We start from the raw sequence: 22,523 nt of genomic DNA, 5'->3' as shown, positions 1-22,523 counted from the left end.
CAGTCACGCAACGGTGATAACTTCGAAGCGCGATCGCGTTCCGGCACCAGCCCGTCCGGCTGAAGGGGGCAGTGGCCCGATGAGCCCGTTCACAGGTTCCGCCCGCACCACCGACGCATGGCAGCACATCCGCGTGAGCAGGCGGGACGGCATCGCCACCGTCACCCTCGCGCGCCCCGACCGGCTCAACGCGCTGACCTTCGAGGCGTACGCCGACCTGCGCGACCTGCTCGCCGAACTGTCCAGGGAGCGGTCCGTACGCGCCCTCGTCCTCGGCGGCGAGGGCCGCGGCTTCTGCTCCGGCGGCGACGTCGAGGAGATCATCGGCGCCACCCTCGCCATGGACACCGGCCGGCTCCTGGACTTCAACCGGATGACCGGCCAGGTCGTGCGGGCCATCCGGGAGTGCCCGTTCCCGGTGATCGCCGCCGTCCACGGCGTCGCGGCGGGCGCCGGCGCGGTGCTCGCGCTGGCCGCCGACTTCCGCATCGCCGACCCCTCGGCCCGCTTCGCCTTCCTCTTCACCAAGGTCGGCCTCTCCGGCGGCGACATGGGCGCCGCCTATCTGCTGCCGCGCGTCGTCGGCCTCGGCCACGCCACCCGGCTGCTGATGCTCGGCGAACCGGTCCGCGCCCCCGAGGCCGAACGCATCGGCCTGCTCAGCGAGCTGGCCGAGGAAGGCCGCGCGGACACCGCGGCACACGTCCTCGCCCAGCGGCTCGCCACCGGGCCCGCGCTCGCCCTCGCCCAGACCAAGGCGCTGCTCACCGCTGAACTGGACATGCCGCTGGGCGCCGCCGTCGAGATGGACGCCGCCACCCAGGCCCTGCTGATGAACAGCGCCGACTACGCCGAATTCCACGCCGCCTTCACCGAGAAGCGGTCCCCGAAGTGGCAGGGGAAGTAAGGGTGGGCGCCCGGAAGGTGGCCGTCATCGGGGGCGGCCCCGGCGGCCTGTACGCGGCCGTCCTCCTCAAACGCCTCGACCCGGCCCGCGACATCACCGTCTGGGAGCGCAACGCTCCCGACGACACCTTCGGTTTCGGCGTGGTCCTCTCCGACGAGACCCTCGGCGGCATCGAGCACGCCGACCCCGAGGTCCACCGCGCGCTCCGGCGGGAGTTCGTGCGCTGGGACGACATCGACGTCGTGCACCGCGGGCACACCCTGACCTCCGGCGGCCACGGCTTCGCCGCCCTCGGCCGCCGTACGCTGCTGCGCATCCTGCACGAGCGCTGCCGCTCCCTCGGCGTACGGCTGAACTTCCGTACCGAGGCCCCGCCCGCCGCCGTACTCGCCGCGAGCCACGACCTGGTCATCGCCGCCGACGGGGTGCACAGTCCCACCCGTACCGCACACGCCGCCGTCTTCGGCCCGAGCCTGACCAGCCACCGCTGCCGCTACATCTGGCTCGCCGCCGACTTCGCCTTCGACGCGTTCCGCTTCGAGATCGCCGAGACGGAGCACGGCGTCGTCCAGCTGCACGGCTACCCGTACGCCGGTGCCGGGCCCGAGCACCCGGAGGGCGCCAGTACCGTCATCGTGGAAATGCGCGAAGAGGTCTGGCGCCGGGCCGGACTGGACCGCTGTGACGAGCGCGAGTCCGCCGAGTGGTGCGCCAAGGTCTTCTCCGACGCGCTGAGCGGCCGTCCGCTGCGCTCCAACAACTCCGCCTGGACCGCGTTCCGCACCGTCGTCAACGACCGCTGGTCGCATGGCAATACGGTCCTGCTCGGCGACGCCGCGCACACCGCCCACTTCTCCATCGGCTCCGGCACCAAACTCGCCGTCGAGGACGCCCTCGCGCTCGCCGCGTGCCTGGAGGAGAACCCCGCCCTCCCGGACGCGCTGGCCGCGTACGAGGCCGAACGGCGGCCCGTCGTCGCCTCCACCCAGCGGGCCGCCCGCGCCAGCCTCGCCTGGTTCGAGGACCTGGCGGAGTACGCGGACCAGCCGCCCCGCCGCTTCGCCTTCAACCTGCTCACCCGCAGCCGCCGGGTCACCCACGACAACCTGCGGCTGCGCGATCCGGGCTTCGTCGCGGCGGTCGAGGAGGAAGCCGGTGTCCCGCCGGGCACCCCGCCCATGTTCACCCCCTTCCGCCTCGGCGGCCTGACCCTGCGCAACCGGGTCGTGGTCTCCCCGATGGATATGTACAGCGCCGACGGCGACGGCACCCCGGGCGACTTCCACCTCGTCCACCTCGGCGCCCGCGCCCTTGGCGGCGCCGGGCTGGTGATGACCGAGATGGTCTGCGTCAGCCCCGAGGGCCGTATCACCCCCGGCTGCACGGGCCTGTACGCGCCGGAGCACGAGACGGCCTGGCGCCGCGTCACCGACTTCGTGCACGCCCGGTCGCCCGGTACCGCCATCGGCGTCCAGCTCGGGCACTCCGGCCGCAAGGGCTCCACCCGCCTCATGTGGGAAGGCATCGACCAGCCGCTGCCGGAGGGCAACTGGCCGGTCGTGGCACCCTCCGCCCTCCCGTACCGCCCCGGCGTCAACCAGATCCCCCACGCCCTCACCGAACCCGAACTCGGCCTGATACGCGAGCAGTTCGTACGCTCTGCCCGCTCCGCCGCCCGCGCCGGCTTCGACCTCCTCGAACTGCACTGCGCCCACGGCTACCTGCTCTCCGGCTTCCTCTCCCCGCTCACCAACCGCCGAACCGACGCGTACGGCGGCGACCTCGCCGCGCGGCTCCGCTTCCCGCTGGAGGTCTTCGACGCGGTACGCGCCGTCTGGCCGGACGACCGGCCCATGACCGTACGGATATCCGCCACCGACTGGGCCGAAGGCGGCACCACCGCCGAGGACTCGGTCGAGATCGCCCGCGCCTTCGCCGCCCACGGCGCCGCCGCCATCGACGTCTCGACCGGCCAGGTCGTCCCCCACGAGCAGCCCGAATACGGCCGCTCCTACCAGACCCCGTTCGCCGACCGCATCCGCAACCGCCTGGGCGTCCCGGTGATCGCGGTGGGCGCCGTCTCGTCCTGGGACGACGTCAACTCCCTTGTCCTCGCAGGCCGCGCCGACCTGTGCGCCCTGGCCCGGCCCCACCTGTACGACCCGCACTGGACCCTCCACGCGGCCGCCGAGCAGAACTACACCGGCCCTGGCGCCCCCTGGCCCCTCCCGTACCAATCAGGCAACCGCACTCCGCCCACCGGCCGCACGGATGCGCCCAAGCCGCGGTTGCGGTTGGGGTGATGGAGGCCCCGCGCGCCGACACGATCCGCGCGCAAGGACGCGCCTGGGCAGACGACCCCAGGCGCGTCCATGCTCCACATCAATCGCTCGTCACCAGGCGGAGCGACGGTTCCCGTTCCGGTCCCTGAAGGGGAAGTGAGGCACGGACGGCAGACGTCACACGGCCTCCGGTGGGGAGCTCCTGAGTGAAGGGGCGGAACCCGGGGTGTCCCGGGCGTCGGTTCAGCGGATGGACTGGCTTGCCGTGCGCGCGGTGAAAACGGACCGGCCGTTCTGGTGGATGTCGATGTCCAGGAGGATGCGGTCCCGGGCGTCACGGCCCTTCGGGGTCACCTCGACCCAGCACGGCGCGTCCAGTTCGCCGTAGCGGTGGAAGGAGCAGTCCAGCTCGGCGGGGAGCGAGAAACCGGGGCCCGCGGCGGCGTGCGCGGCCTGCCGGGCGGCCTCGACCATGAGCATGCCGGGCGCGTGGTCCACGGGGTGGTCGAAGAGTACCGGGTGGGCGGTGTTCACCCGCAGCTGCCAGCGGTTGGCGCGTGCGGTGGGGGAGAGGACCACGTCGCCGGTGCGGTCGCGGGCCACCAGGGGCGGCGCCACCGGCTCGGCCGGCTCCAGCTTGCGGTCGTTGGCACGCTGCAGGTCGCTGTATTCACCGCGCAGCCGGCGGTAGACGGCGGGGCTGTGGCAGGAAAAAGTCAGCTCGGCGGCGGCCAGCTCGGTGCCGTCGCGCAGTACGCGGTACGACTGCCGGGCACTGGCCAGCCGCTTGCCGCGGTACACCAAGTCGTGGTCGATGATGTGCAGTTCTATCTCGGCAGGCGTACCGGCAACGCGCAGGGCCTCGGGAACGAGAGAGTAATGGAGGTCCTGCCAGATGATCGGGTGGTCCAGGGGTACGCCGTGCGCCACGTGGCTGAGCAGGATGCTGGCCTGCCGCATCGTCTCGACCAGCAGCATCGGGTCGTGCAGACCGTCCACCGGACTGTAAAAACTGTGGGCGCGCGGCCATTGGGCGCTCACCACCCAGGCGTCGGTCCCCGCACGGCGCCAGTCGGTCAGGAACACCTCGGAAATCGCGGTCCGGTGTACATACTGCCGGGGCACGGTCGTCGTCAGCGGCGGCAGGTCGGACAGGCTGATGTGCTCCCGTCCGGCGAACGGACGACGGTCTGCTGCGGTGGACGGCGCGGTGAGCGTGGCGCTGACCATGCGAGTTCCCTCCCATATGGCGGCTCACTCCGCTCGGACGGCGTGAGCCTCGGCGGCGGACCAACGCGGACTAAGATACAAACCGGATGGTTTGTTTTCCAGTGCTTCCACGGGATTTCTTACGCGGAGGTCTCGAAGCGGGGAACCGGTGGTGCGCGGCGGTACGCGGACGGGGCGCCGGCCGCCCGGAGAGGGTGCGCGGCAAGCATGGCGGCGCGCCGGACGCACGTCAACGTGCGGCCGGGCGCGGAGCGTTGGGGTCAGGCCGCGGTCCGCACCGAGCGGCCGTGCGGATCGAGGTGGCTCATCGCGCCCGGCGAGGCCAGCCCGGGAAGGATGTGCTTCCACAGGGCCGTGACGCGTTCGGGCAGGTCGTGCCGGTTGCTGGCGGCGTGCGAGAAGAGCTGGATGCCCATGTAGGCCGAGACGAAGAACTCCGCCGCCCGCTCCGGCGCGATGGCCGGAAGCAGTTCCCCGTTCTCCCGGGCGTCGGCGAACATCTTCGTGATGATGTCGATCCACGCCTGGTACGGGACCAGCGGATCGTCGCTGAACGTCGTCTCGACGGCGATACGGGTGCCGGCCTGGAGCAGCGGATCGTCCCGCAGGGCCACCGCCACCTGGTGGGTGAAGTCGATGGCGTCCTGTAGCCGGGAGTCGCTGACCTGCGGAATGAACGGGTCGGTCTGTTCCGAGATGACGGCCCGGGCGAGGGCGTCCTTGGAGGCGAAGTGAAAGTACAGGGCGCCCTTCGTCACGCCGGCCCGCTGGATGATCTCCGCCATCGTGGCCGCTTCGTACCCGCGTGTGCCGATGACCTGGGCCGCCGCTTCGAGGACGGCACGTCGAGTGCGCACTGCGCGTTCCTGCTTGACCACCGATCGTCCTCCGTATGCTCTCGGGGGGAGTTGTGCCTGGGGCAACCTTACGAGCCCGGTCTTGTCAGTCTATTTTCGAAACCTTAAAAAAGCCAACCATGCGGTATTGAAAAGCGGTTGGTGGTAGTGCGCCGCGCGGGCCCGCGGCCGGACCGCCGAGCGGCTGGGCGCCGCCCGGCTACGGCGGGGTGGTGCTCCGCTGGTTTTCTCTCTCCACGGGCATTCGGACCTGCCGCGGGGATGGATGGGGGAGTTCGGGCGCGGACTACCGGACGGCCTCTTCGGCCGGCGCGGATGTGGCCGCATCGGGCAGCAACTGCGCCCAGATGTCCGTGACCACGTCCTTGTCCCACCACGTCCGGTCCTCCTGGCCGAGGTGCAGCAGGCCCACGACCAGCGCGGCCAGCAGTTGCGCCGAGCGCCGGGGATCGTCGCCGGGCGGCAGCTTCCCGGCCGCCCGGTCGGCGGTGGCCTTCTCCAGGAACAGTTCGTACCACCGCTGTTGGAGTTCCGGCCGGGCGATCCCCGGCGCGGTCTCCGGACGCAGCTGGAGCCCGGCCCGTACGACGACATCCGTGTCCACCCGGCCCAGCAGCCCGATCGCGAAGTCCCGTACGGCGGTGGGTGCCGGATGCGGTGCGCGGGCCAGTTCGTCCTCCAGGTCGCGCACGGCGTCCAGGGCTTCGTCCCGGACCGCGAGGGTGAGGTCGTCCTTGGAGGCGAAGTGGAAGTAGAGGGCGCCCTTGCTCAGCCGGGCACGGCGGCTGATGTCGACCATGCCCGAGGCGGGCACGCCCTTCTCGATGAACGCCTGGGCGGCCGACCGGATGAGGGTCTGGCGGCTTTGTATCGCTCGATGCTGCGTCGGCACAGTGTCCGTCCTGTCTGTAGTCCGGCTGTGGACGCGCCGCAGTCTACATACAAAACCAACCATGCGGTTCGAAAACTGAATCGAGGTGTGGCGTGTGGGGTATGTGTGATCCCGTGGTGCAGAAGAGGTCAGGGAGTTTGTTGATCGTGCTACGCCTCGTCAGTTCCCGTGCTCCGGCGCCGACATGGAACGTTGCACGGCGCCGGGTGCGGACCTGCGGAACGCATTGACAAACAGCGCAGGCGGTTTTTAAATCTGCGAAGGCGAACCATGGAACGTGCTTCTTCCGGCAGGCGTCACTCCGGTGCGAGCACGTCACTTCCGGACACCGGTGTGCCACGGCCCGAACCCCGCCGTCCGCGCGGGCGCGGCCGGCACGTCTTCCCGCGTCCGGCGGCGTCACGGACGCCGGCCGGACCCACAGCTGCACAGGACCCATCAGGAAATCGGAAGGTGTCGAGCAATGCGTGATTCAGCGGGAGCCGTGCCACGTCCCGGGGGCGCCGCGCGGGCCGCGGTCGGCGAGACCATCAAGGCCGCCGTCTTCGACCTCGACGGAACCCTCGCCAACACGCTCCCCGCCATCAGCCGGCTGCTGGTCAAGGTCGCCTCCGAACAGGGCCGCCCGGTCACCGCCCGGCAGGCCGCCGCCGCCATCGGCAAGCCGCCGGGACCGGCCTTCGGCAAGCTGCTCGGCATGCCGGAGGACCACGACGCCGTGGTGGCCGCGATCGGCCGCTACCGCGAGCTGTTCGCGTACGAGGTGCTGCGCGAGGGCCCCCGCCTGCTCTTCCCCGGTGTGGCCGCCGGGCTCTCCGCGCTGCGCGCGCACGGCATCGAGCTGGCCGTGGCCACCTCGAAGGGCACCCGCGGCGCCGAGGCCCTGCTCGACGTGCTGGGCATCCGCGACCTGCTCGGCCCGGTCATCACCCAGGACATGGTCCGGCGCGGCAAGCCGCACCCGGAGATGGTGCTGCGGGCCGCCGCCGACCTGGGTGTGGCGCCCTGGGAGAGCGCGTACGTCGGTGACACGGTCGGCGACATGCGGATGGCGGTCACCGCCCGGATGGAGCCGGTCGCGGTCACGTACGGGGTGGGCAGCTTCGGCGAGCTGGCGGCGGTGGCCGGTACCCGTATGTGCGGCTCCTTCAAGGACGTCGTCTCCACCATCGCCGCTGCCCGGCCCCGCCCGATGGCCGCCGCGGCGGCCCACCCGAGGAAGCGCTGAGCACCGGCGTCAGGCGGTGGCCACCGTCCGGCCCCCGTTCACCGCCGCCTGCACGAACTGCCGCCCGGGCGCGCGCAGTTCGGCGTGCAGCCGGCCGAAGACATCCGCCGCGCGGCCGCCCGGCCAGTCCTCGGGCAGGAGGGGAGAGGGCAGACCGGGGTCCGCGTAGGGGAGCCGGCGCCAGGCGTCCAGCGCCAGCAGATAGTCGCGGTACGCCGCCTCGGGGGGTACGGGGCGGCGGCTCGACCAGTGGCGCAGCACCGGTTCGTGGTCGTCGAGGAAGGCGCGGTGCCGCGCGGCGATCGCGTCCAGGTCCCACCAGCGGGCCACCGCGTCGGCGGTCGGCTCGAAGCCCGCGTGCGCGCCGGTGAACAGGTCGACGTACGCCGAGAGGTGCAGCCGGTCCAGGGTGTGCCGGGTCTCGTCGTACAGATGGGACGGGGCGATCCACACACCCGGCGCGGCGGTGCCGAAGCCCAGCCGGGCCAGCCGGGAGCGCAGCAGGTGCCGCTTGTGGCGCTCCTGCTCGGGCACCGAGAAGACGGCCAGGACCCAGCCGTCCGAAGGTCCGGGCTCCGGGCGACCGTAGATCCGCCGGTCGCCGTCGTCCAGCAGCTGGTGCGCCGCCTCCGAGAGCCCGTACGCGGCGGCCCCGGCCTCCGTACGGGCGGGGACGAGCAGGCCGCGCCGCTTGAGCCGGGAGACCGCGGAGCGCACGGACGGCGGATCGACGCCGAGCACCCCGAGCAGCCGGATCAGCGCGGCGACCGGCACCGGGCCCGGCGCCTCGCCGGGGCCGTCCCCGGCGCCGCGCCCGTACGCACCGTAGAAGGTGACGATCAGGGACCGCGGCGTGCGCTGCGCGTACTGGTCGCTCACGTGGTCGTTTCCCGCCTTGTCATGCTCCGGCCCCCGGCCACGGGGGCGCGCACGGACGGCTGCCGGGCCGTGGCCGCTCCGGGCGCGATCGTAGCCGCAGCCGCCGGGGCGCGGTACGGCGGGACCTCGGACCGCTGTCACCGGCCCGGCCGGTCACGGCGTACGGTCCGGGCCGCCCGTGCCACCCGCGCGTAGCCGGAAGCGCTGGAGCTTGCCGGTCGCCGTACGGGGCAGCGCGTCATGGAAGACGATCTCGCGCGGGCACTTGTACGGCGCGATGGCCGCCTTGGTGAACTCGCGCAGCACCGCGACCGTTTCCGGATCGCGCGGCACGCCCTGCCGCAGTACGAGATGGGCCACCACGACCTGGCCGCGCTCCGCGTCGGGCCGCCCGACCACCGCCGCCTCGGCGACATCGGGATGGCGCAGCAGCGCGTCCTCCACCTCGGGACCGGCGACGTTGTACCCGGCCGAGATGATCATGTCGTCCGCCCGTGCCACATAGCTGAAGTAGCCGTCCGCGTCCCGGACGTAGGTGTCGCCGGTCAGGTTCCAGCCGTCGCGCACGTACTCCCGCTGCCGCTCGTCCGCCAGGTAGCGGCAGCCCGTCGGGCCGCGCACCGCGAGCAGCCCCGGCGTCCCGTCCGGCACCGGCCGCCCGTCCGCGTCGACCACCCGCGCCTCGAATCCGGGCACCGGCAGCCCCGTCGTCCCCGGCCGGACCCGCTCGTCGGCGGCCGATATGAAGATGTGCAGCAGCTCCGTGGCGCCGATGCCGTTGATGATGCGCAGCCCGGTGGCCTTCTCCCACTCCCGCCAGGTCGCCGCGGGCAGGTTCTCGCCCGCCGACACACAGCGCCGCAGCGAGGACACGTCGTGCGCGGCCAGCTTCGGCAGCATCACCCGGTAGGCGGTCGGCGCGGTGAACAGCACGGAGACCCGGTGCCGCGCGATGTCGCGCAGCAGCTGTCCGGGCCCGCCCCAGTCGGCCAGGTACGCCGAGGCCCCGGCCCGCAGCGGGAAGATCACCAGGCCGCCGAGCCCGAAGGTGAAACCGAGCGGCGGGCTCCCGGCGAACACGTCGTCCGGCGTGGGGCGCAGCACCCGCGCGGAGAAGGTGTCGGCGATGGCCAGCACATCGCGGTGGAAGTGCATACAGCCCTTGGGCCGCCCGGTGGTCCCCGAGGTGAAGGCGATCAGCGCCACGTCGTCGGACGCGGTCGCCACCGCCTCGTACGCGGCCGGTTTGCCCTCGGCACGCCGCACCAGGTCCTCCGGCCCGTCCCCGCCGTACGGGGTGATGCGCAGCCCCGGCACCCCGGCGGCCACCAGATCGTCCAGCACCCGTGCGTCGCACAGCGCGTGCCCCACCCGGGCCAGGCCGCAGATGGTGGCCAGCTCCTTCGGGCGCTGCGTGGCCAGCACGGTCACGGCCACCGCGCCCGCCTTCATGACGGCCAGCCAGCAGGCGGCCAGCAGGGGAGTGGTGGGGCCGCGCAGCAGGACCCGGTGGCCGGGGAGCACGCCCAGGTCGTCGGTGAGGACGTGCGCGATGCGGTTGACCCGTTCCCGCAGCTCCCCGTACGTCCAGACGGCACCGGCCGCGTCCCGGAAGGCCGGGCGGCCGGGGCCCCACCGCTCGGCGGAGGCGTCCAGCAGTTCGGCACCGCAGTTGAGCCGGTCCGGGTAGCCGAGGTCCGTGAGGTGCGGCCACCGGTCGGCCGGGGGGAGGTGATCGCGGGCGAAGGTGTCGGCGTGTGCCGACGGCGTCAGTTCCATGCCGGTGTGCCCCCTTGCGGACGACGGTGGGGACGAGCAGAACCGGTCGCCGGACAAGAAGAGCCGGTCAAGTGCGGGTGATTCCTCCGGGTTCTGCCCGGGTACTGCCGTGCCGGTCCGCCGTCAGCGTAACGTGTTCGTGACGGCAGTCAACAGAGCGCGATACGCTCCGGCGGCGCGGCCGGTACGTGCCACGGTGGCCGGCGGCGCCGTACGCACCCGAGCGAACCGCCCGGCAGCCCCGGGCCCGAGACGAGGGAGCCGCCCGTGACCGCATTCGCGCTGGGCCCGCAGGAACAGAAGTGGTGCGCCGAACTGCGCGCGCTGACCGCCGAACGGCTGCGCCCCCTGGCGGACCGGGGCGAGCCGGGCCGCGTGAACCGCCCGCTGGTCGCGGCCCTCGGCGAACTGGGCCTGCTGCGCCGCCTGTTCCCCGCCGAAGGCCCGGTGCGCGCCCTCGACCTGTGCCTGCTGCGGGAGTCCCTGGCCCAGGAATCCACCGAAGCCGAAACCGCGCTCGCGCTCCAGGGCCTGGGCACATACCCCGTCGTCCAGTCCGGTACGGAGCAGCAGCGGGCGCGCTGGCTGCCGGAGGTCGTCGCGGGCCGCGCGGTGTCCGCCTTCGCGCTGAGCGAGCCGGACGCGGGCTCGGACGCCGGCGCGCTCGCCCTGGCCGCCGAGCCGGACGGCCCGCCGGACGCCGGCCGCTGGCGGCTGACCGGCGAGAAGTGCTGGATCTCCAACGCGCCGGAGGCCGACTTCGCCACCGTCTTCGCCCGCACGGGCGGCGGCGCCGGGTCCCGCGGCATCACCGCCTTCCTGGTCCCCGCCGACCGCCCCGGCCTGTCCGGCGCCCCGCTGGACATGCTCAGTCCGCACCCGATCGGCACCCTGGTCTTCGACGGCGTACCGGTGACCCGCGACGACATGGTGGGCGAGCCGGACCGCGGCTTCGGCGTCGCGATGCGCACGCTCAACCTCTTCCGGCCGAGCGTCGGCGCGTTCGCCGTCGGCATGGCCCAGGCGGCCCTGGACGCCGCCCTGGCCCACGCCGCCGACCGCACCGCCTTCGGCGGCCCCCTCAAGGACCTCCAGGCCGTCTCCCACCAACTGGCCGAGACCGCCACCCGTATCGAGGCCGCCCGCCTCCTCGTCTACGCCGCGGCCACCGCGTACGACAACGGCGCCCCCGACATCGCCAAACGCTCCGCCATGGCCAAACTCCTCGCCACCGAAACCGCCCAGCAAGCCGTGGACACCGCCGTCCAGATCCACGGCGCCCGCGCCCTGCACCGCGGCCACCTCCTCGAACACCTCTACCGCGAGGTCCGCGCGCCGCGCATTTACGAGGGGGCTACGGAGGTGCAGCGGTCGATCATCGCTAGGGAGCTGTATCGGGGGCGGTGAGCGGGCCTCGCCCACTCCCGCCCCCTGCGGGGGTCACAGACTCTGCTGCCGGAACCATTCCAGCGTCTCGGCGAAGATGACGAGCCCCTCACCGCGCAGCGCCCCCAGCGGGAAACTCGGCCGCCGCCGGGTCAGTTCCTCGTCGGGAACGGCCAGCTCCACGCCGGGGATCGACCGCAGCCGGTCGCGCAGCTCGGCGAGGAGTCCGAGCCGGGTGAAGGGTTCCCGGCCGGCGAGGTATTCGAAGACGACTTCCACGGTTCCCGAGCGCGGGTACACACTCACCGGCCAGATGCTGCCCTGCGGACCCTTTCCCTCCCGCAGCACGGGTGCACAGCTGGTCTCCGCGGCGGCACCGTACTGGAGCCGGCCGCCCTCCGCTTCCCACTTGCCCAGCCAGGCCAGCAGCTCGTCCGCGACATCCGGCTGGTGGGCACGCAGCAGCGCGGCGAAGTTCTCCGCCCGGTCGGCAGGGGCCTCGGGATGCCGCACTGCCGTGTCCTCGGCGCTCCCTCCCGGGGCGTCGAGCCCGGCGAGAGCGGCGAGCTCGGACAGGAGCAGCCGCTGCTCCGCGTCGGCCACCGTTCCGTCGAACCGGACGCCTTCTCGTTCCAGCGCCTCCTGCTGCGATTCCGTACGGCCGTCGAACCAGGCGAATCCGGGGGAGGACGTGCCGTCGGCCGTCAGGACGCGGTGTGCGTTCGGCACATCGGCGTGCTTGGCCAGGTAGCTGCCGACGGTCTGCGGCGAACCCGCTCCGGTGACCGTGGACAGGTCCTTGTACGTCGTCCACTTCCCGGCCGGAACGGCTGCCAGCACCTTCCGCAGCCGCAGCCACTCCGACCGCTCGTCGGCGCGCGGATCGTCGGCGGCCAGCGGACCCGGCCAGATCCGCACCGCCCGGTCGGCGAGGCGCTCGGCGCGGTCCAGGATCTCGCGGCGCCCCCAGCGGCCGGCGGCGGCTATCTCCCGGTTCATGCGCAGCGCGCTCTGGTCGAGGATCTGCTGCTTGCGCTCGTACGGATGGTTGGACAGCCGTGCGTTCTCGCCGGAGAGCGTCAGGTTGCCCAAGGTGTGCACCAGCGCCGCGTGCAGCTCCTCGGCCCGCTCCCCCTCTTCGGCGTCCTCGGCCAGCATGGCCAGCCACTCCTGTCCCGCCCGCTGCGGCAGGACATGCTCGATCGACGCCCAGGCGCGGGAGAAGTCCACGGGTTCCGGAGAGGCGTAGTCCTCCTCGAACCGCCGCAGCACGTAAGAACGATGGCGGCCGCTGCCCTGCCAGTAGAACGGCTGCGTACGGATCGCCTCGCGCAGCTCCTCGTCGCGTGGCCACCCCCGTCGCGGCCCGGACAGGAAGCGGCGTATCGCTTCGGGCAAGGGCCGGTCCCGTTCCAGACCCGACGGAACGGTGGCCAGCAGCTGCCGGACACTGTGCGAGGGCTCGCGGCAGATCATGCGCCGGACCAGGAAACTCTCCACGCAGGTCAGCGCCTCGACAGCCTGCGCGGTCCCGGTCACGCCCCGGTCCACCTGGTCCAGCACGTGCAGTGCGGGCGGGTAGTGCGCCTCGCCTCCCCACTGTGCGAGCCGCGTTAGAGCCGCCCCGAGCTCCGCGCACGGTTCCCGGTCGGGTTCGAAGACCCGCAGCAGGAGACGACCGAGACGGCGCAGCCGGACGAGGTCCTCCCGCAGCCCCTCTTCGCCCTCCGCGGCCACGATCCGGCCCATCCGGCGCCGCTGTCCTTCGTAGACCTCACTGCTGGTGAGCCGGGGCTGGCCCTGCAGCACCAGGTCGAGCCAGGCGAGTGTGGTGAGCCGGTCCGGGCCGAGTTCCGTCTGGAGAGGCAGCCATACGCGGTCGTACACCTGCTCGCCGAGGGTCGGCAGCTGCATGAACACGTAGTTGCGCAGCAGGTCGGCCTGGCTGAGCGACTTGCCGGTGTTGTTGAGCGACTCGAAGATCCGGAAGGCGTTGTCCCGTGGCCCGGCCGTGATCGTCACCAGGGTCAGCCGGTGGCGCAGCGCCTGGTCGATGTGGCGCACGGCCTCCCACTCGCCGACGGGGTCGTACTCGGCGAGAGTGGCCCGGAAGAACCGGTAGGCGGCACCGATACTGTCCTCCCCGCCCGCTGTGGGATCGCTGTTGAGGCAGGCGAGGTACGACGGCCGGTCGGCCTGGGTCGGCAGCAGCTTGTAGGAGTCGAGCCCGGTGTAGTCCTCCTCGTTGACCAGGTACCGGCGGTGGACGAGGTCCGCCTTCCCGGCGTCGAAGACCCGTACGTGATCGCGCATCGCGCAGGCCAGCAGCATCAGCGTCGTCAGCCGCTGCTGCCCGTCGATGACCACCCACCGCTGGACCGTGTCCGGCAGGGGCGCGCGGGGGTCGAGCACCAGCGACCCGAGGAAGTGCCCGGTCGGCGCATCGTCGCCGCCCACGACGGTCTGCTGTAACAGGTCGTCCCACAGTCGCTGGTGGTCCTTGGCGTCCCAGCTGTAGGTGCGCTGATACAGGGGGATCTGGAACTGGTTGTCCCCCTGGATCAGCCGCTCGAACGTCGTTTCCCGTGCTTCCATCGTCCCCTCGCCCTGTACTCAACTAAAGCCCTGCTTACGGGTGTTCAAGGCGATCACCCTAGCCGGACCGAGCCCGGGGCGAGGCACTCCGGGGCGGGCGGCGGCTGCCGGCCGTGCGCCTAACGGTGCCGGAATTCCGCCCCCCGCTTCTCCACGAACGCCGCCATGCCCTCCTTCTGGTCCTCCGTGGCGAACACCGCGTGGAACAGGCGGCGCTCGAAGCGGACGCCCTCGGCGAGGGTGGTTTCGAAGGCGCGGTTCACGGCCTCCTTGGCCATCATCGCCACCGGCGCGGACATCGCGGCCACCTTCTCCGCCACGGCGCGGGCCTCGGTCAGCAGGTCGGCGGCGGGCACGATCCGGGAGACCAGGCCGGCCCGTTCGGCCTCCGTCGCGTCCATGGTGCGGCCGGTCAGGCACAGGTCCATCGCCTTGGCCTTGCCCACGGCGCGGGTCAGCCGCTGTGAGCCGCCGATGCCGGGGATGACGCCGAGCTTGATCTCCGGCTGGCCGAAGACCGCGGTGTCGGCGGCGAGCAGGATGTCGCAGAGCATGGCCAGCTCACAGCCGCCGCCCAGGGCGTGTCCGGCCACCGCCGCGACGGTCGGTGTGCGCAGGTCGCCCAGCCGGTCCCAGGCGGTGAACCAGTCGCTGAGATACATGTCCATGTACGACTGGGGACGCATCTCCTTGATGTCGGCCCCGGCCGCGAACGCCTTCGGCGAGCCGGTGATGACGATGCAGCCGATGTCCGGGTCGCGGTCCAGCTCGGCGGTCGCCGCCACGACCTCGTTCATCACCTGGAGGTTGAGGGCGTTGAGGGCCTTGGGGCGGTTGAGGGTGAGGACCGCGGTGCGGCCGGTGCGTTCGACGAGGATCGTCTCGTACGGCTGCGCCTTGATGGCGGCCGGGACGGTGTCGGTCATGCGGGCGTTCCGTTCTGCTCGGTCTGCTGTGGTGTCGGTGCGCCGCCGGACTGCTGCCTGATCGTTCGGATGATTCCGGAGAAGTCCTGTTCCGCTCCCTCGTTCCCGGCGAACGCTGCGTACAACTCGGCGGCGCGCAGGCCGAGTTCGGCCTGTACGCCGCTCGCGCGGACCGCGTCCGCGGCCAGGCCCAGGTCCTTGGCCATCAGCGGAGCCGCGAAGCCGGGGCGGTAGTCGCGGTTGGCGGGGCTGGCCGGTACCGGGCCCGGCACCGGGCAGTTGACGCTGAGCGCCCAGCACTGCCCGCTCGCCGTGGACGCCACGTCGTACAGGGCCTGATGGGACAGGCCCAGGCTCTCGCCGAGGACGAACGCCTCGCTGACCCCGATCATCGAGATACCGAGGATCATGTTGTTGCAGATCTTCGCGGCCTGTCCGGCGCCCGCCGCGCCGCAGTGCACCGCCTTCCGGCCCATCGCCGCGAGCAGCGGTTCGGCCCGCGCGAACTCGGCCGCGCCGCCGCCCGCCATGAACGTCAGCGTGCCCGCTCCGGCCCCGACCACGCCGCCCGAGACCGGTGCGTCCAGTGCCTGGTGACCTGCGCGTACGGCGGCCTCGTGGGCGGCGCGTGCGTCGGCCACGTCGATGGTCGAGCAGTCCACGAACAGGGTGCCGGGGCGGGCCGCGGCGAGCAGGCCGCCGTCCTCGTAGAGCGCCAGGACGTGGCGTCCGGCGGGCAGCATGGTGATCACCACGTCCGCGTCCGCTGCGGCCGCGGTCGCCGAGGCGGCGGGCTCCACGCCTGCCTCGGCGGCCGCCGCCAGCGCCTCCGGTACGAGGTCGAAACCGGTCACCCGGTGACCGGCCTTGACCAGGTTGGCCGCCATCGGCCCGCCCATGTTGCCGAGCCCGATGAAGCCGACCGTGCCGGTCCCGTTGTCCGCCGACGCGCTCACCACGGCACCTCCTGCGTACCGGCACCGTCGGCGAGCCCCAGCTCGTCGTCGCCGAGCGGCGCGAAGAACCGGGCCACGTCCTCGTCCGTGACCTCGGCGAGGGTGGCGGGGGACCAGCGCGGCGCACGGTCCTTGTCGATCACCTGGGCGCGGATGCCCTCGACCAGGTCCGGCGCGGACAGCGCCGCGCACGAGACGCGGTACTCCTGGTCCAGGACGCGTTCCAGCGGCCCCAGATCGCGGGCCCGGCGCAGCGCGGCCAGGGTCACCTTCAGCGAGGTGGGGGACTTGGCGAGGATCGTCTCGGCGGCCTCCTTGGCCTCCGGGACGCCGCTGCCGAGCAGCCGGTCCACGATCTCCTCGACGGTGCCGGCCGTGTAGCAGTGGTCGATCCACTCCCGGTGGGCCGCCAGTTCGCCGCCCGGCGCGTCCCGTACGTAGCGGGGCAGCACCTCGGGCACCGGGGCGGTGGCGAGGTCCGCCACCAGCCGTCCCACCCCCTCCGACGGGACGAAGTGGTCGGCGAGCCCGCACAGCAGCGCGTCACCGGCCCCGACCGGCGCGCCGGTCAGCGCCAGATGGGTGCCCAGTTCGCCGGGCGCGAGCGCCAGCAGGTACGTACCGCCGACGTCCGGTACGAAGCCGATGCCGGTCTCGGGCATGGCGACCTTGGACCGCTCGGTGACGATCCGCACGCTGCCGTGCGCCGAGACGCCGACGCCGCCGCCCATCACGATGCCGTCCATGACGGCGACGTACGGCTTGGGGTAGCGGGCGATACGGGCGTTGAGCCGGTACTCGTCGCGCCAGAACGCGGCGGACGCCGCGCCGCCGCCGGACCGCGCGTCCTCGTGGATGGCGCGGATGTCGCCGCCCGCGCACAGCCCGCGCTCACCCGCGCCGTCGATCACCACGGTCTCCACCGCCGGGTCGTGCTCCCACCCGGCCAGCGCCGCGCCGATCCGGCGCACCATGGTGTGGTCGAGGGCGTTGAGGGCCTTGGGGCGGTTGAGGGTGAGGTACGCCGCGCGCCCCTCCGTCCGCAGCAGTACGGAGCCGTCGCTCATCGGCCGGCCCCCGTCCCGGCCTTGGTGCGGCTGCTGCCGCCGGCCCCCGCTCCGGTCAGCCCGCGGGCCACGATCAGGCGCATGATCTCGTTCGTCCCTTCCAGGATCTGATGGACACGAAGATCGCGGACGATCTTCTCCATGCCGTATTCACTCAGGTAGCCGTAGCCGCCGTGCAGCTGCAGCCCGCGGTCGGCGACGGAGTAGCCCGTGTCGGTGGCGAACCGCTTGGCCATCGCGCACAGCTGCGGTGCCTGCGGATCGCCCCGGTCCAGCGCCTCGGCCGCCTGCCGTACCAGCGCGCGGGCGGCGGCCAGCTCCGTCGCCATGTCGGCGAGACGGAACTGCAGCGCCTGCGCGTCCAGCAGCCGTCCGCCGAACGCCTCCCGGTCCGCGAGGTACGCCTGCGCCGCGTGCAGGGCGCTCTGCCCGCCGCCGAGGGAGCAGGCGGCGATGCCGAGCCGGCCGCCGTTCAGGCCGCTCATCGCGATGCGGAAACCGTCGCCCTCCGCGCCGAGCCGCCGATCGGCGGGTACGCGCACTTCATCGAGGATCACCTGCCGGGTGGGCTGCGCGTTCCAGCCCATCTTCTTCTCGTTCGGGCCGAACGACAGTCCCGGATCGTCCCGCTCGACGATGAACGCGGAGATGCCGCCGGGACCGTCCTCGCCGGTACGGGCCATCACCACGTACACCCGCGAGGTCCCGGCACCGGAGATGAACTGCTTGACGCCGGTGAGCACGTAGTCGTCGCCGTCGCGCACCGCGCGGGTGCGCAGCGCCGCCGCGTCGGACCCGGCGCCCGGCTCGGTCAGGCAGTAGCTGCCCAGATCCGCCATCGAGCACAGGCCGGGCAGCCAACGGGCGCGCTGCGCCTCGTCGCCGTACCGGTCGATCATCCAGGCGACCATGTTGTGGATGGACAGGTAGCCCGCGATGGACGGGCAGGCGGTGGCCAGCACCTCGAAGACCAGCACGCCGTCCGCCCGGCTCAGCGCGGAGCCGCCGGACCGCTCCCGTACGTAGATCCCGCCGAGCCCCAGCGCGGCGGCCCTGCGCAGCACGTCCACGGGAAAGTGCTTGTCCTGGTCCCAGGCCACGGCGTGCGGCGCGATGTGCTCCTGCGCGAAGTCCAGCGTCGTCTCCACGATGGCGAGCTGGTCCGGGGTGAGGGAGGCGGCCGTGGTGGCGGTGGTCATGACGCTCATCGCGCTCAGCCCATCGTCGGGATGGTGAAGCTCGCGCCTTCCTTGACCCCGGAGGGCCAGCGCGAGGTGACGGTCTTGGTGCGGGTGTAGAAGCGGATCGCGTCCGGGCCGTGCTGGTTCAGGTCGCCGAAGCCGGACCGCTTCCAGCCGCCGAAGGTGTGGTACGCGACCGGCACCGGGATCGGCACGTTGACGCCGACCATGCCGGTGTTCACCCGCCGGCTGAAGTCCCGTGCGGTGTCCCCGTCCCGGGTGAAGATCGCCACGCCGTTGCCGTACGGGTGCTCCGTGGGCAGCCGCAGCGCCTCCTCGTAGTCCGCCGCCCGTACCACCGACAGCACCGGGCCGAAGATCTCCTCCTGGTAGATGCGCATGTCCGGGGTGACCCGGTCGAAGAGCGAGGCGCCCGCGAAGAAGCCGTCCTCATGGCCGGGCAGCGTGAAGTCCCGCCCGTCCACGACCAGTTCGGCGCCCTCCGTGACGCCCAGATCGACATACGCGCGCACCCGGTCCAGCGCGTCCCGGCCGACCAGCGGCCCGAAGTCGGCGTGCGGGTCGTCGCTGCGGCCGATGCGCAGCGCGCCGATCCGCTCCTTGAGCCGCGCCACCAGCGCCTCGGCCGTCTCCTCGCCCACCGGTACGGCGACCGAGACCGCCATGCAGCGCTCGCCCGCCGACCCGTACCCGGCGCCGACCAGCGCGTCCACCGCCTGGTCGAGGTCGGCGTCCGGCATCACGATCAGGTGGTTCTTGGCGCCGCCGAAGCACTGGGCGCGTTTGCCGTGCGCCGCGGCGGTCGCGTAGATGCGCGCGGCGACGGGCGTCGAGCCGACGAAGCCCAGCGCCTCGACGCGCGGGTCCTCCAGCAGCGTGTCCACCGGTTCCTTGCCACCGTGCACGACGTTCAGGACGCCCGGCGGCAGCCCCGCCTCCAGGAACAGTTCGGCGAGCCGCAGCGGCACCGACGGCGCCCGCTCGGACGGCTTGAGCACGAACGCGTTGCCGCAGGCGAGGGCCGGGGCAGCCTTCCACAGCGGGATCATCGCGGGGAAGTTGAACGGGGTGATCCCGGCGACCACGCCGATGGGGCGGCGCAGCGAGTGCACGTCGATGCCGGTCCCGGCGTTGTCGGTGAACTCGCCCTTGAGCAGGTGCGGAATGCCCGCGGCGAACTCCACCACCTCCAGCCCGCGCTGGAGGTCACCGTGCGCGTCCGGAATCGTCTTGCCGTGCTCGCTCGACAGCAGCCGGGCCAGCGACTCCCGCTCGCCCTCGACCAGGCGCAGGAAATCGAGCAGCACCCGGGCGCGCCGTTGCGGGTTCCACTCGCCCCACTCCGGCTGGGCCGCCGCCGCGTCGGCGATCGCGGCCGTCGTTTCGGCCCGGTCCGCGAGCGGGACGCGGGCCTGCACGGTGCCGGTGTTGGGGTCGTACACATCGCCGAAAGCACCCGATGTTCCCGGTGTGTGCTTGCCGCCGATGAAATGGGTCAGTTCTCGGACCATGGGAGCCTGCTCTCGTCAGGTGAGACCCGGGGATGGCACGGCCGGGCGCGCGGGCGGCGCGGATGGCGCGCGGCACGCGGCGGGGCCGTGGGACGCGAAAGGCGTGGAACCGTCAGTCCGCGGGCGGCGCCGCGGGCCGGGCCGGATCACCTGGGCCGTGGGTACGCACCGGTGCCATGCGTGTCTGCTCCATCCTCGTGGACAACACGGAACAACACCCGCGGCCGGTATCCTGGCTTCCGGATCACCGCGCGCCGCCCGCCTTCCCGACGCGTTCGCGTCAGTGGCGTCCTGCTCGGCAGCGCACTCCCCGGTCACAGTGGCGGGACCGCGCCGGTTTCGCACCGGCTTCCCTGCACCGCGGGCCGTGCTCACGAACATATAGTTGGACGTCCTAGTAAGTCCAGAGCGACCGGCCGCCGGCCTCACTCCTCCCGCACCGGATACGGCACGAACGTGCTGCGGTTCTCGTCGATGGCCAGCGCCCGGCCGAGCGGCGGCACGGACCGCTGCGGGCACTCCAGCCGTTCGCAGACCCGGCAGCCCATGCCGATCGGCGTGGCCGCCGCGGCGTTGTCCAGGTCCAGCCCGTCGGAGTAGACGAGCCGCGACGCGTGCCGGATCTCGCAGCCCAGGCCGATGGCGAAGGTCTTGCCCGGATCGCCCCAGCCGCCGCGATGCCGGGTGACCGTACGCGCCGTCCACAGGTAGCGGCGGCCGTCCGGCATCGCCGCGATCTGCACATGGATGCGGCTGGGCGCGGTGAACGCCTCGTAGACGTTCCACAGCGGGCATGTACCGCCCGCCCGCGAGAAGTGGAAGCCGGTCGCGGACTGCCGCTTGGACATGTTGCCCGCCCGGTCGACCCGCACGAACGAGAACGGCACCCCGCGCCGGCGCGGCCGCTGCAAGGTGCTCAGCCGGTGGCACACCGTCTCGTAGCCGAGGCCGAAGCGGTCGGTCAGCCGCTCGATGTCGTACCGCAGCTCCTCGGCCGCGGCGTGGAACGGCCCGTACGGCAGCACCAGCGCCGCCGCGAAGTAGTTGGCCACGCCGATCCGGGCCAGTGACCAGGTCGCCGAGCCCTCCTCGAAGTCCTCCGAGGCGGGCCGCGACAGCTCGTCACCGGCCTCCAGCAGCGCCAGCTGGGTGGCCATGCGGAAGGCCCGCTGGCCGGGGCGCAGCCCCGCCGACAGGCGCAGCACCCGGGCGGTCGGGTCGTAGTGGTGCAGCGGCCCGTCGGGGGTGTCGACGAGGCGTACGCCGTGCCGTTCGGTGAGCCGGGCGGCCAGCGCGCGTCCCACCTCGCCGGGTCGGATGCCCAGTTCGGCCGCGAGCGCCTCGGCTGCGGTGTCCGCCTCGTGGAGATAGTTCTGCCGCCGGTAGAAGAACTCGCGAATCTCCTCGTGCGGCGACAGCGGCGCGGCCGGGTCGGCACCCCCGTCCCGCCCCTCCGCCACCTCCGCCAGCCGTTCGGTCAGCGCCCGGTTGCGCCGCCCCAGACCCAGCAGGACGGAGGCCACGGCGGGCTGCCGCGAGGCGAGTTCGGACAGCTCGGCGGGGGAGACCCGGGCGGCGGCCAGCTCGTCGGCCAGCGCCTCGCGCAGGTCCGCCAGCACCCGGCTGGCGTCCCGCTCGGCGAAGAACCCCGGGTCCACCCCGAACGCCTCGGTCAGCCGCAGCAGTACGGGCACGGTCAGCGGCCGCGAGTCGTGCTCCATCTGGTTCAGATAGCTGGGCGAGATGGCCAGTACGCGGGCCAGCGCGGCCTGGCTGAGCCCGCGCTCCTCCCGCAGCCGGCGCAGCCGCGCCCCGGCGTAGATCTTGCTCACGGTGCCCCCTCCGTCGCTGCCGCGCGGCACACCTTAGTGGCCGTACGGGGTGGCGGGGCTTCGCAACCTTGGCAGAAGGGAGGAGAGAGGGGCGGAACTCTGCTGCGGGGGCTGGTTGGCGACACCAGGCGCTCAGGGGGCGGAGATTTGCAGCGTTCACCGGCCGAGCGCCCCGCGCAAGTGCGGCGTTACCGCTCCGCCTCGTCCCACGCCGTGCCGAGAAGGCCGGCGTGGCTGGTCAGCAGGGCGACGAGGGCGGCGGTCACCCGGGGGTCCCACCCCTCGGCCGGTACGTCCAGCTCGAAGTCCTCCACGCCGCTCGCCCAGTCCAGGACCGGGGTCCGCCGCCCGCCGGCGTACCACCGGATACGGCGCGGCATCCGGGCACCGTCACCACTGCCGGACACCAGGCTGCCGACCGCGATGAGCACCTGCACGGGCAGGATCAGCCACCACACCCACCACCAGAAGAGCCGCCCCTTGAGGCCGACGGCGGGTACCCGGCCGGTCTGCTGCACCGTCCAGCGGGTCCGGCCCGCGCCGTCGCTCCGGGCGGGTGTCCGCGTGACGACCGCCAGGGACGCGCCGTCCGCGTCCTGCACCTCGTAGGACGTGGGCTGCCCCTTGGCGGCGGCCCGCGTGACCACGCGTGCCAGCAGCCGCTCCCGATACGGCGACTCCCACAGGGCGAAAGAGCGCACACCGTCCTTGCGCGCCGTGCGGTAGGCGTCATGGCCTCCGGACGGCAGCTGCCGCTCGACGTACGCGACGGTCCGCGCGGCCTTGCGGTCGTACGGCGCTGCCTGGCCGACCGTCGTCCGGATCTCGCGGAACACCCGCCCGTCCGGCGGCGCTTCCCAGCGCCCGCCCCGCAGGCTCGGGTCGTACAGCCACACCGTGCTCATCTCGCGTCCCCCTGGTGGATCTTTCGCGGCAGGGGCGGACTCTACCCATACGCTTTCGGCCACTCGTATGGGGGCCGGGCACGGGGGCG

General features: G+C 72.7%; 17 protein-coding genes and 1 riboswitch. Of the genes, 4 read left to right on the top strand and 13 right to left on the bottom strand.

Features of this window, described 5'->3' with window-relative positions:
• Window positions 1–79 precede the first annotated feature (79 nt).
• Window positions 80–907, top strand: coding sequence for an enoyl-CoA hydratase family protein (locus tag CP984_RS08915; RefSeq protein WP_003981108.1), 828 nt, complete (start codon window positions 80–82; stop codon window positions 905–907).
• 2 nt (window positions 908–909) lie between these two features.
• Complete coding sequence (locus CP984_RS08910) at window positions 910–3,210, top strand: bifunctional salicylyl-CoA 5-hydroxylase/oxidoreductase (protein ID WP_003981107.1); 2,301 nt, start codon at window positions 910–912, stop codon at window positions 3,208–3,210.
• Between the two features lie 222 nt (window positions 3,211–3,432).
• Here the strand turns inward: CP984_RS08910 and CP984_RS08905 are convergent, their stop codons facing one another.
• The 3 genes from CP984_RS08905 to CP984_RS08895 form a co-directional block, all read right to left on the bottom strand.
• Window positions 3,433–4,419 carry a ScbA/BarX family gamma-butyrolactone biosynthesis protein gene (locus tag CP984_RS08905; protein ID WP_003981106.1) on the bottom strand — a complete coding sequence of 329 codons (987 nt, stop codon included), beginning with the start codon at window positions 4,417–4,419 and terminating at the stop codon, window positions 3,433–3,435.
• A 260-nt stretch (window positions 4,420–4,679) separates the two neighbouring features.
• Window positions 4,680–5,276, bottom strand: a complete 597-nt coding sequence (locus CP984_RS08900; protein WP_226048631.1) for a ScbR family autoregulator-binding transcription factor — start codon at window positions 5,274–5,276, stop codon at window positions 4,680–4,682.
• A gap of 286 nt (window positions 5,277–5,562) precedes the next feature.
• The gene (locus CP984_RS08895; protein ID WP_003981104.1) at window positions 5,563–6,168 is read right to left on the bottom strand and encodes a TetR/AcrR family transcriptional regulator; all 606 of its coding nucleotides are present in this window, start codon (window positions 6,166–6,168) and stop codon (window positions 5,563–5,565) included.
• A gap of 463 nt (window positions 6,169–6,631) precedes the next feature.
• Between CP984_RS08895 and CP984_RS08890 the strand changes: the two genes are divergently transcribed.
• The gene (locus CP984_RS08890) at window positions 6,632–7,396 is read left to right on the top strand and encodes an HAD family hydrolase (protein WP_050498828.1); all 765 of its coding nucleotides are present in this window, start codon (window positions 6,632–6,634) and stop codon (window positions 7,394–7,396) included.
• Between the two features lie 9 nt (window positions 7,397–7,405).
• On the opposite strand, the gene CP984_RS08885 is transcribed toward CP984_RS08890, so the two are convergent.
• Window positions 7,406–8,275: a PaaX family transcriptional regulator gene (locus CP984_RS08885; RefSeq protein WP_003981102.1), complete on the bottom strand. Its 870-nt coding sequence runs from the start codon at window positions 8,273–8,275 to the stop codon at window positions 7,406–7,408.
• 153 nt (window positions 8,276–8,428) lie between these two features.
• Window positions 8,429–10,054, bottom strand: coding sequence for an AMP-binding protein (locus CP984_RS08880; protein ID WP_003981101.1), 1,626 nt, complete (start codon window positions 10,052–10,054; stop codon window positions 8,429–8,431).
• A 267-nt stretch (window positions 10,055–10,321) separates the two neighbouring features.
• On the opposite strand from CP984_RS08880, the gene CP984_RS08875 reads away from it, so the two are divergent.
• Window positions 10,322–11,461: an acyl-CoA dehydrogenase family protein gene (locus CP984_RS08875; RefSeq protein ID WP_003981100.1), complete on the top strand. Its 1,140-nt coding sequence runs from the start codon at window positions 10,322–10,324 to the stop codon at window positions 11,459–11,461.
• A 33-nt stretch (window positions 11,462–11,494) separates the two neighbouring features.
• On the opposite strand, the gene CP984_RS08870 is transcribed toward CP984_RS08875, so the two are convergent.
• From CP984_RS08870 to CP984_RS08835, 8 genes are all read right to left on the bottom strand, one after another.
• The gene (locus CP984_RS08870) at window positions 11,495–14,035 is read right to left on the bottom strand and encodes a GmrSD restriction endonuclease domain-containing protein (protein ID WP_003981099.1); all 2,541 of its coding nucleotides are present in this window, start codon (window positions 14,033–14,035) and stop codon (window positions 11,495–11,497) included.
• A gap of 119 nt (window positions 14,036–14,154) precedes the next feature.
• Window positions 14,155–14,961 carry an enoyl-CoA hydratase gene (locus CP984_RS08865; RefSeq protein ID WP_003981098.1) on the bottom strand — a complete coding sequence of 269 codons (807 nt, stop codon included), beginning with the start codon at window positions 14,959–14,961 and terminating at the stop codon, window positions 14,155–14,157.
• The gene (gene mmsB, locus CP984_RS08860) at window positions 14,958–15,917 is read right to left on the bottom strand and encodes a 3-hydroxyisobutyrate dehydrogenase (protein ID WP_003981097.1); all 960 of its coding nucleotides are present in this window, start codon (window positions 15,915–15,917) and stop codon (window positions 14,958–14,960) included. Before mmsB ends, CP984_RS08865 begins: the two co-directional genes overlap by 4 nt.
• A complete protein-coding gene (locus CP984_RS08855; protein ID WP_003981096.1) occupies window positions 15,914–16,984 on the bottom strand; it encodes an enoyl-CoA hydratase/isomerase family protein in 1,071 nt (356 codons plus the stop codon). Before CP984_RS08855 ends, mmsB begins: the two co-directional genes overlap by 4 nt.
• Window positions 16,981–18,183, bottom strand: a complete 1,203-nt coding sequence (locus CP984_RS08850) for an acyl-CoA dehydrogenase family protein (protein ID WP_043979505.1) — start codon at window positions 18,181–18,183, stop codon at window positions 16,981–16,983. The genes CP984_RS08855 and CP984_RS08850 overlap by 4 nt, the downstream gene beginning before the upstream one ends.
• 14 nt (window positions 18,184–18,197) lie before the next feature.
• Window positions 18,198–19,697: a CoA-acylating methylmalonate-semialdehyde dehydrogenase gene (locus CP984_RS08845; RefSeq protein ID WP_003981094.1), complete on the bottom strand. Its 1,500-nt coding sequence runs from the start codon at window positions 19,695–19,697 to the stop codon at window positions 18,198–18,200.
• A 205-nt stretch (window positions 19,698–19,902) separates the two neighbouring features.
• Window positions 19,903–20,075: riboswitch (cobalamin riboswitch) on the bottom strand.
• Window positions 20,076–20,122: 47 nt separating this feature from the next.
• The gene (locus tag CP984_RS08840) at window positions 20,123–21,529 is read right to left on the bottom strand and encodes a short-chain fatty acyl-CoA regulator family protein (protein WP_003981093.1); all 1,407 of its coding nucleotides are present in this window, start codon (window positions 21,527–21,529) and stop codon (window positions 20,123–20,125) included.
• A 188-nt stretch (window positions 21,530–21,717) separates the two neighbouring features.
• Window positions 21,718–22,434: a hypothetical protein gene (locus CP984_RS08835; protein WP_003981092.1), complete on the bottom strand. Its 717-nt coding sequence runs from the start codon at window positions 22,432–22,434 to the stop codon at window positions 21,718–21,720.
• Between the last annotated feature and the right edge of the window lie 89 nt (window positions 22,435–22,523).

This window comes from Streptomyces rimosus (assembly GCF_008704655.1).
Classification (GTDB): domain Bacteria; phylum Actinomycetota; class Actinomycetes; order Streptomycetales; family Streptomycetaceae; genus Streptomyces; species Streptomyces rimosus.
This window is presented reverse-complemented; position numbering and strand designations above follow the sequence as displayed.

Excerpts from the sequence above, each read along its gene's own strand:
- CP984_RS08850 (WP_043979505.1), bottom strand. The coding sequence starts at position 18,183 with ATGACCACCGCCACCACGGCCGCCTCCCTCACCCCGGACCAGCTCGCC.
- CP984_RS08835 (WP_003981092.1), bottom strand. The coding sequence starts at position 22,434 with ATGAGCACGGTGTGGCTGTACGACCCGAGCCTGCGGGGCGGGCGCTGG.
- CP984_RS08855 (WP_003981096.1), bottom strand. The coding sequence starts at position 16,984 with ATGAGCGACGGCTCCGTACTGCTGCGGACGGAGGGGCGCGCGGCGTAC.
- CP984_RS08880 (WP_003981101.1), bottom strand. The coding sequence starts at position 10,054 with ATGGAACTGACGCCGTCGGCACACGCCGACACCTTCGCCCGCGATCAC.
- CP984_RS08915 (WP_003981108.1), top strand. The coding sequence starts at position 80 with ATGAGCCCGTTCACAGGTTCCGCCCGCACCACCGACGCATGGCAGCAC.
- CP984_RS08870 (WP_003981099.1), bottom strand. The coding sequence starts at position 14,035 with ATGGAAGCACGGGAAACGACGTTCGAGCGGCTGATCCAGGGGGACAAC.
- CP984_RS08905 (WP_003981106.1), bottom strand. The coding sequence starts at position 4,419 with ATGGTCAGCGCCACGCTCACCGCGCCGTCCACCGCAGCAGACCGTCGT.
- CP984_RS08845 (WP_003981094.1), bottom strand. The coding sequence starts at position 19,697 with ATGGTCCGAGAACTGACCCATTTCATCGGCGGCAAGCACACACCGGGA.
- CP984_RS08865 (WP_003981098.1), bottom strand. The coding sequence starts at position 14,961 with ATGACCGACACCGTCCCGGCCGCCATCAAGGCGCAGCCGTACGAGACG.
- CP984_RS08890 (WP_050498828.1), top strand. The coding sequence starts at position 6,632 with ATGCGTGATTCAGCGGGAGCCGTGCCACGTCCCGGGGGCGCCGCGCGG.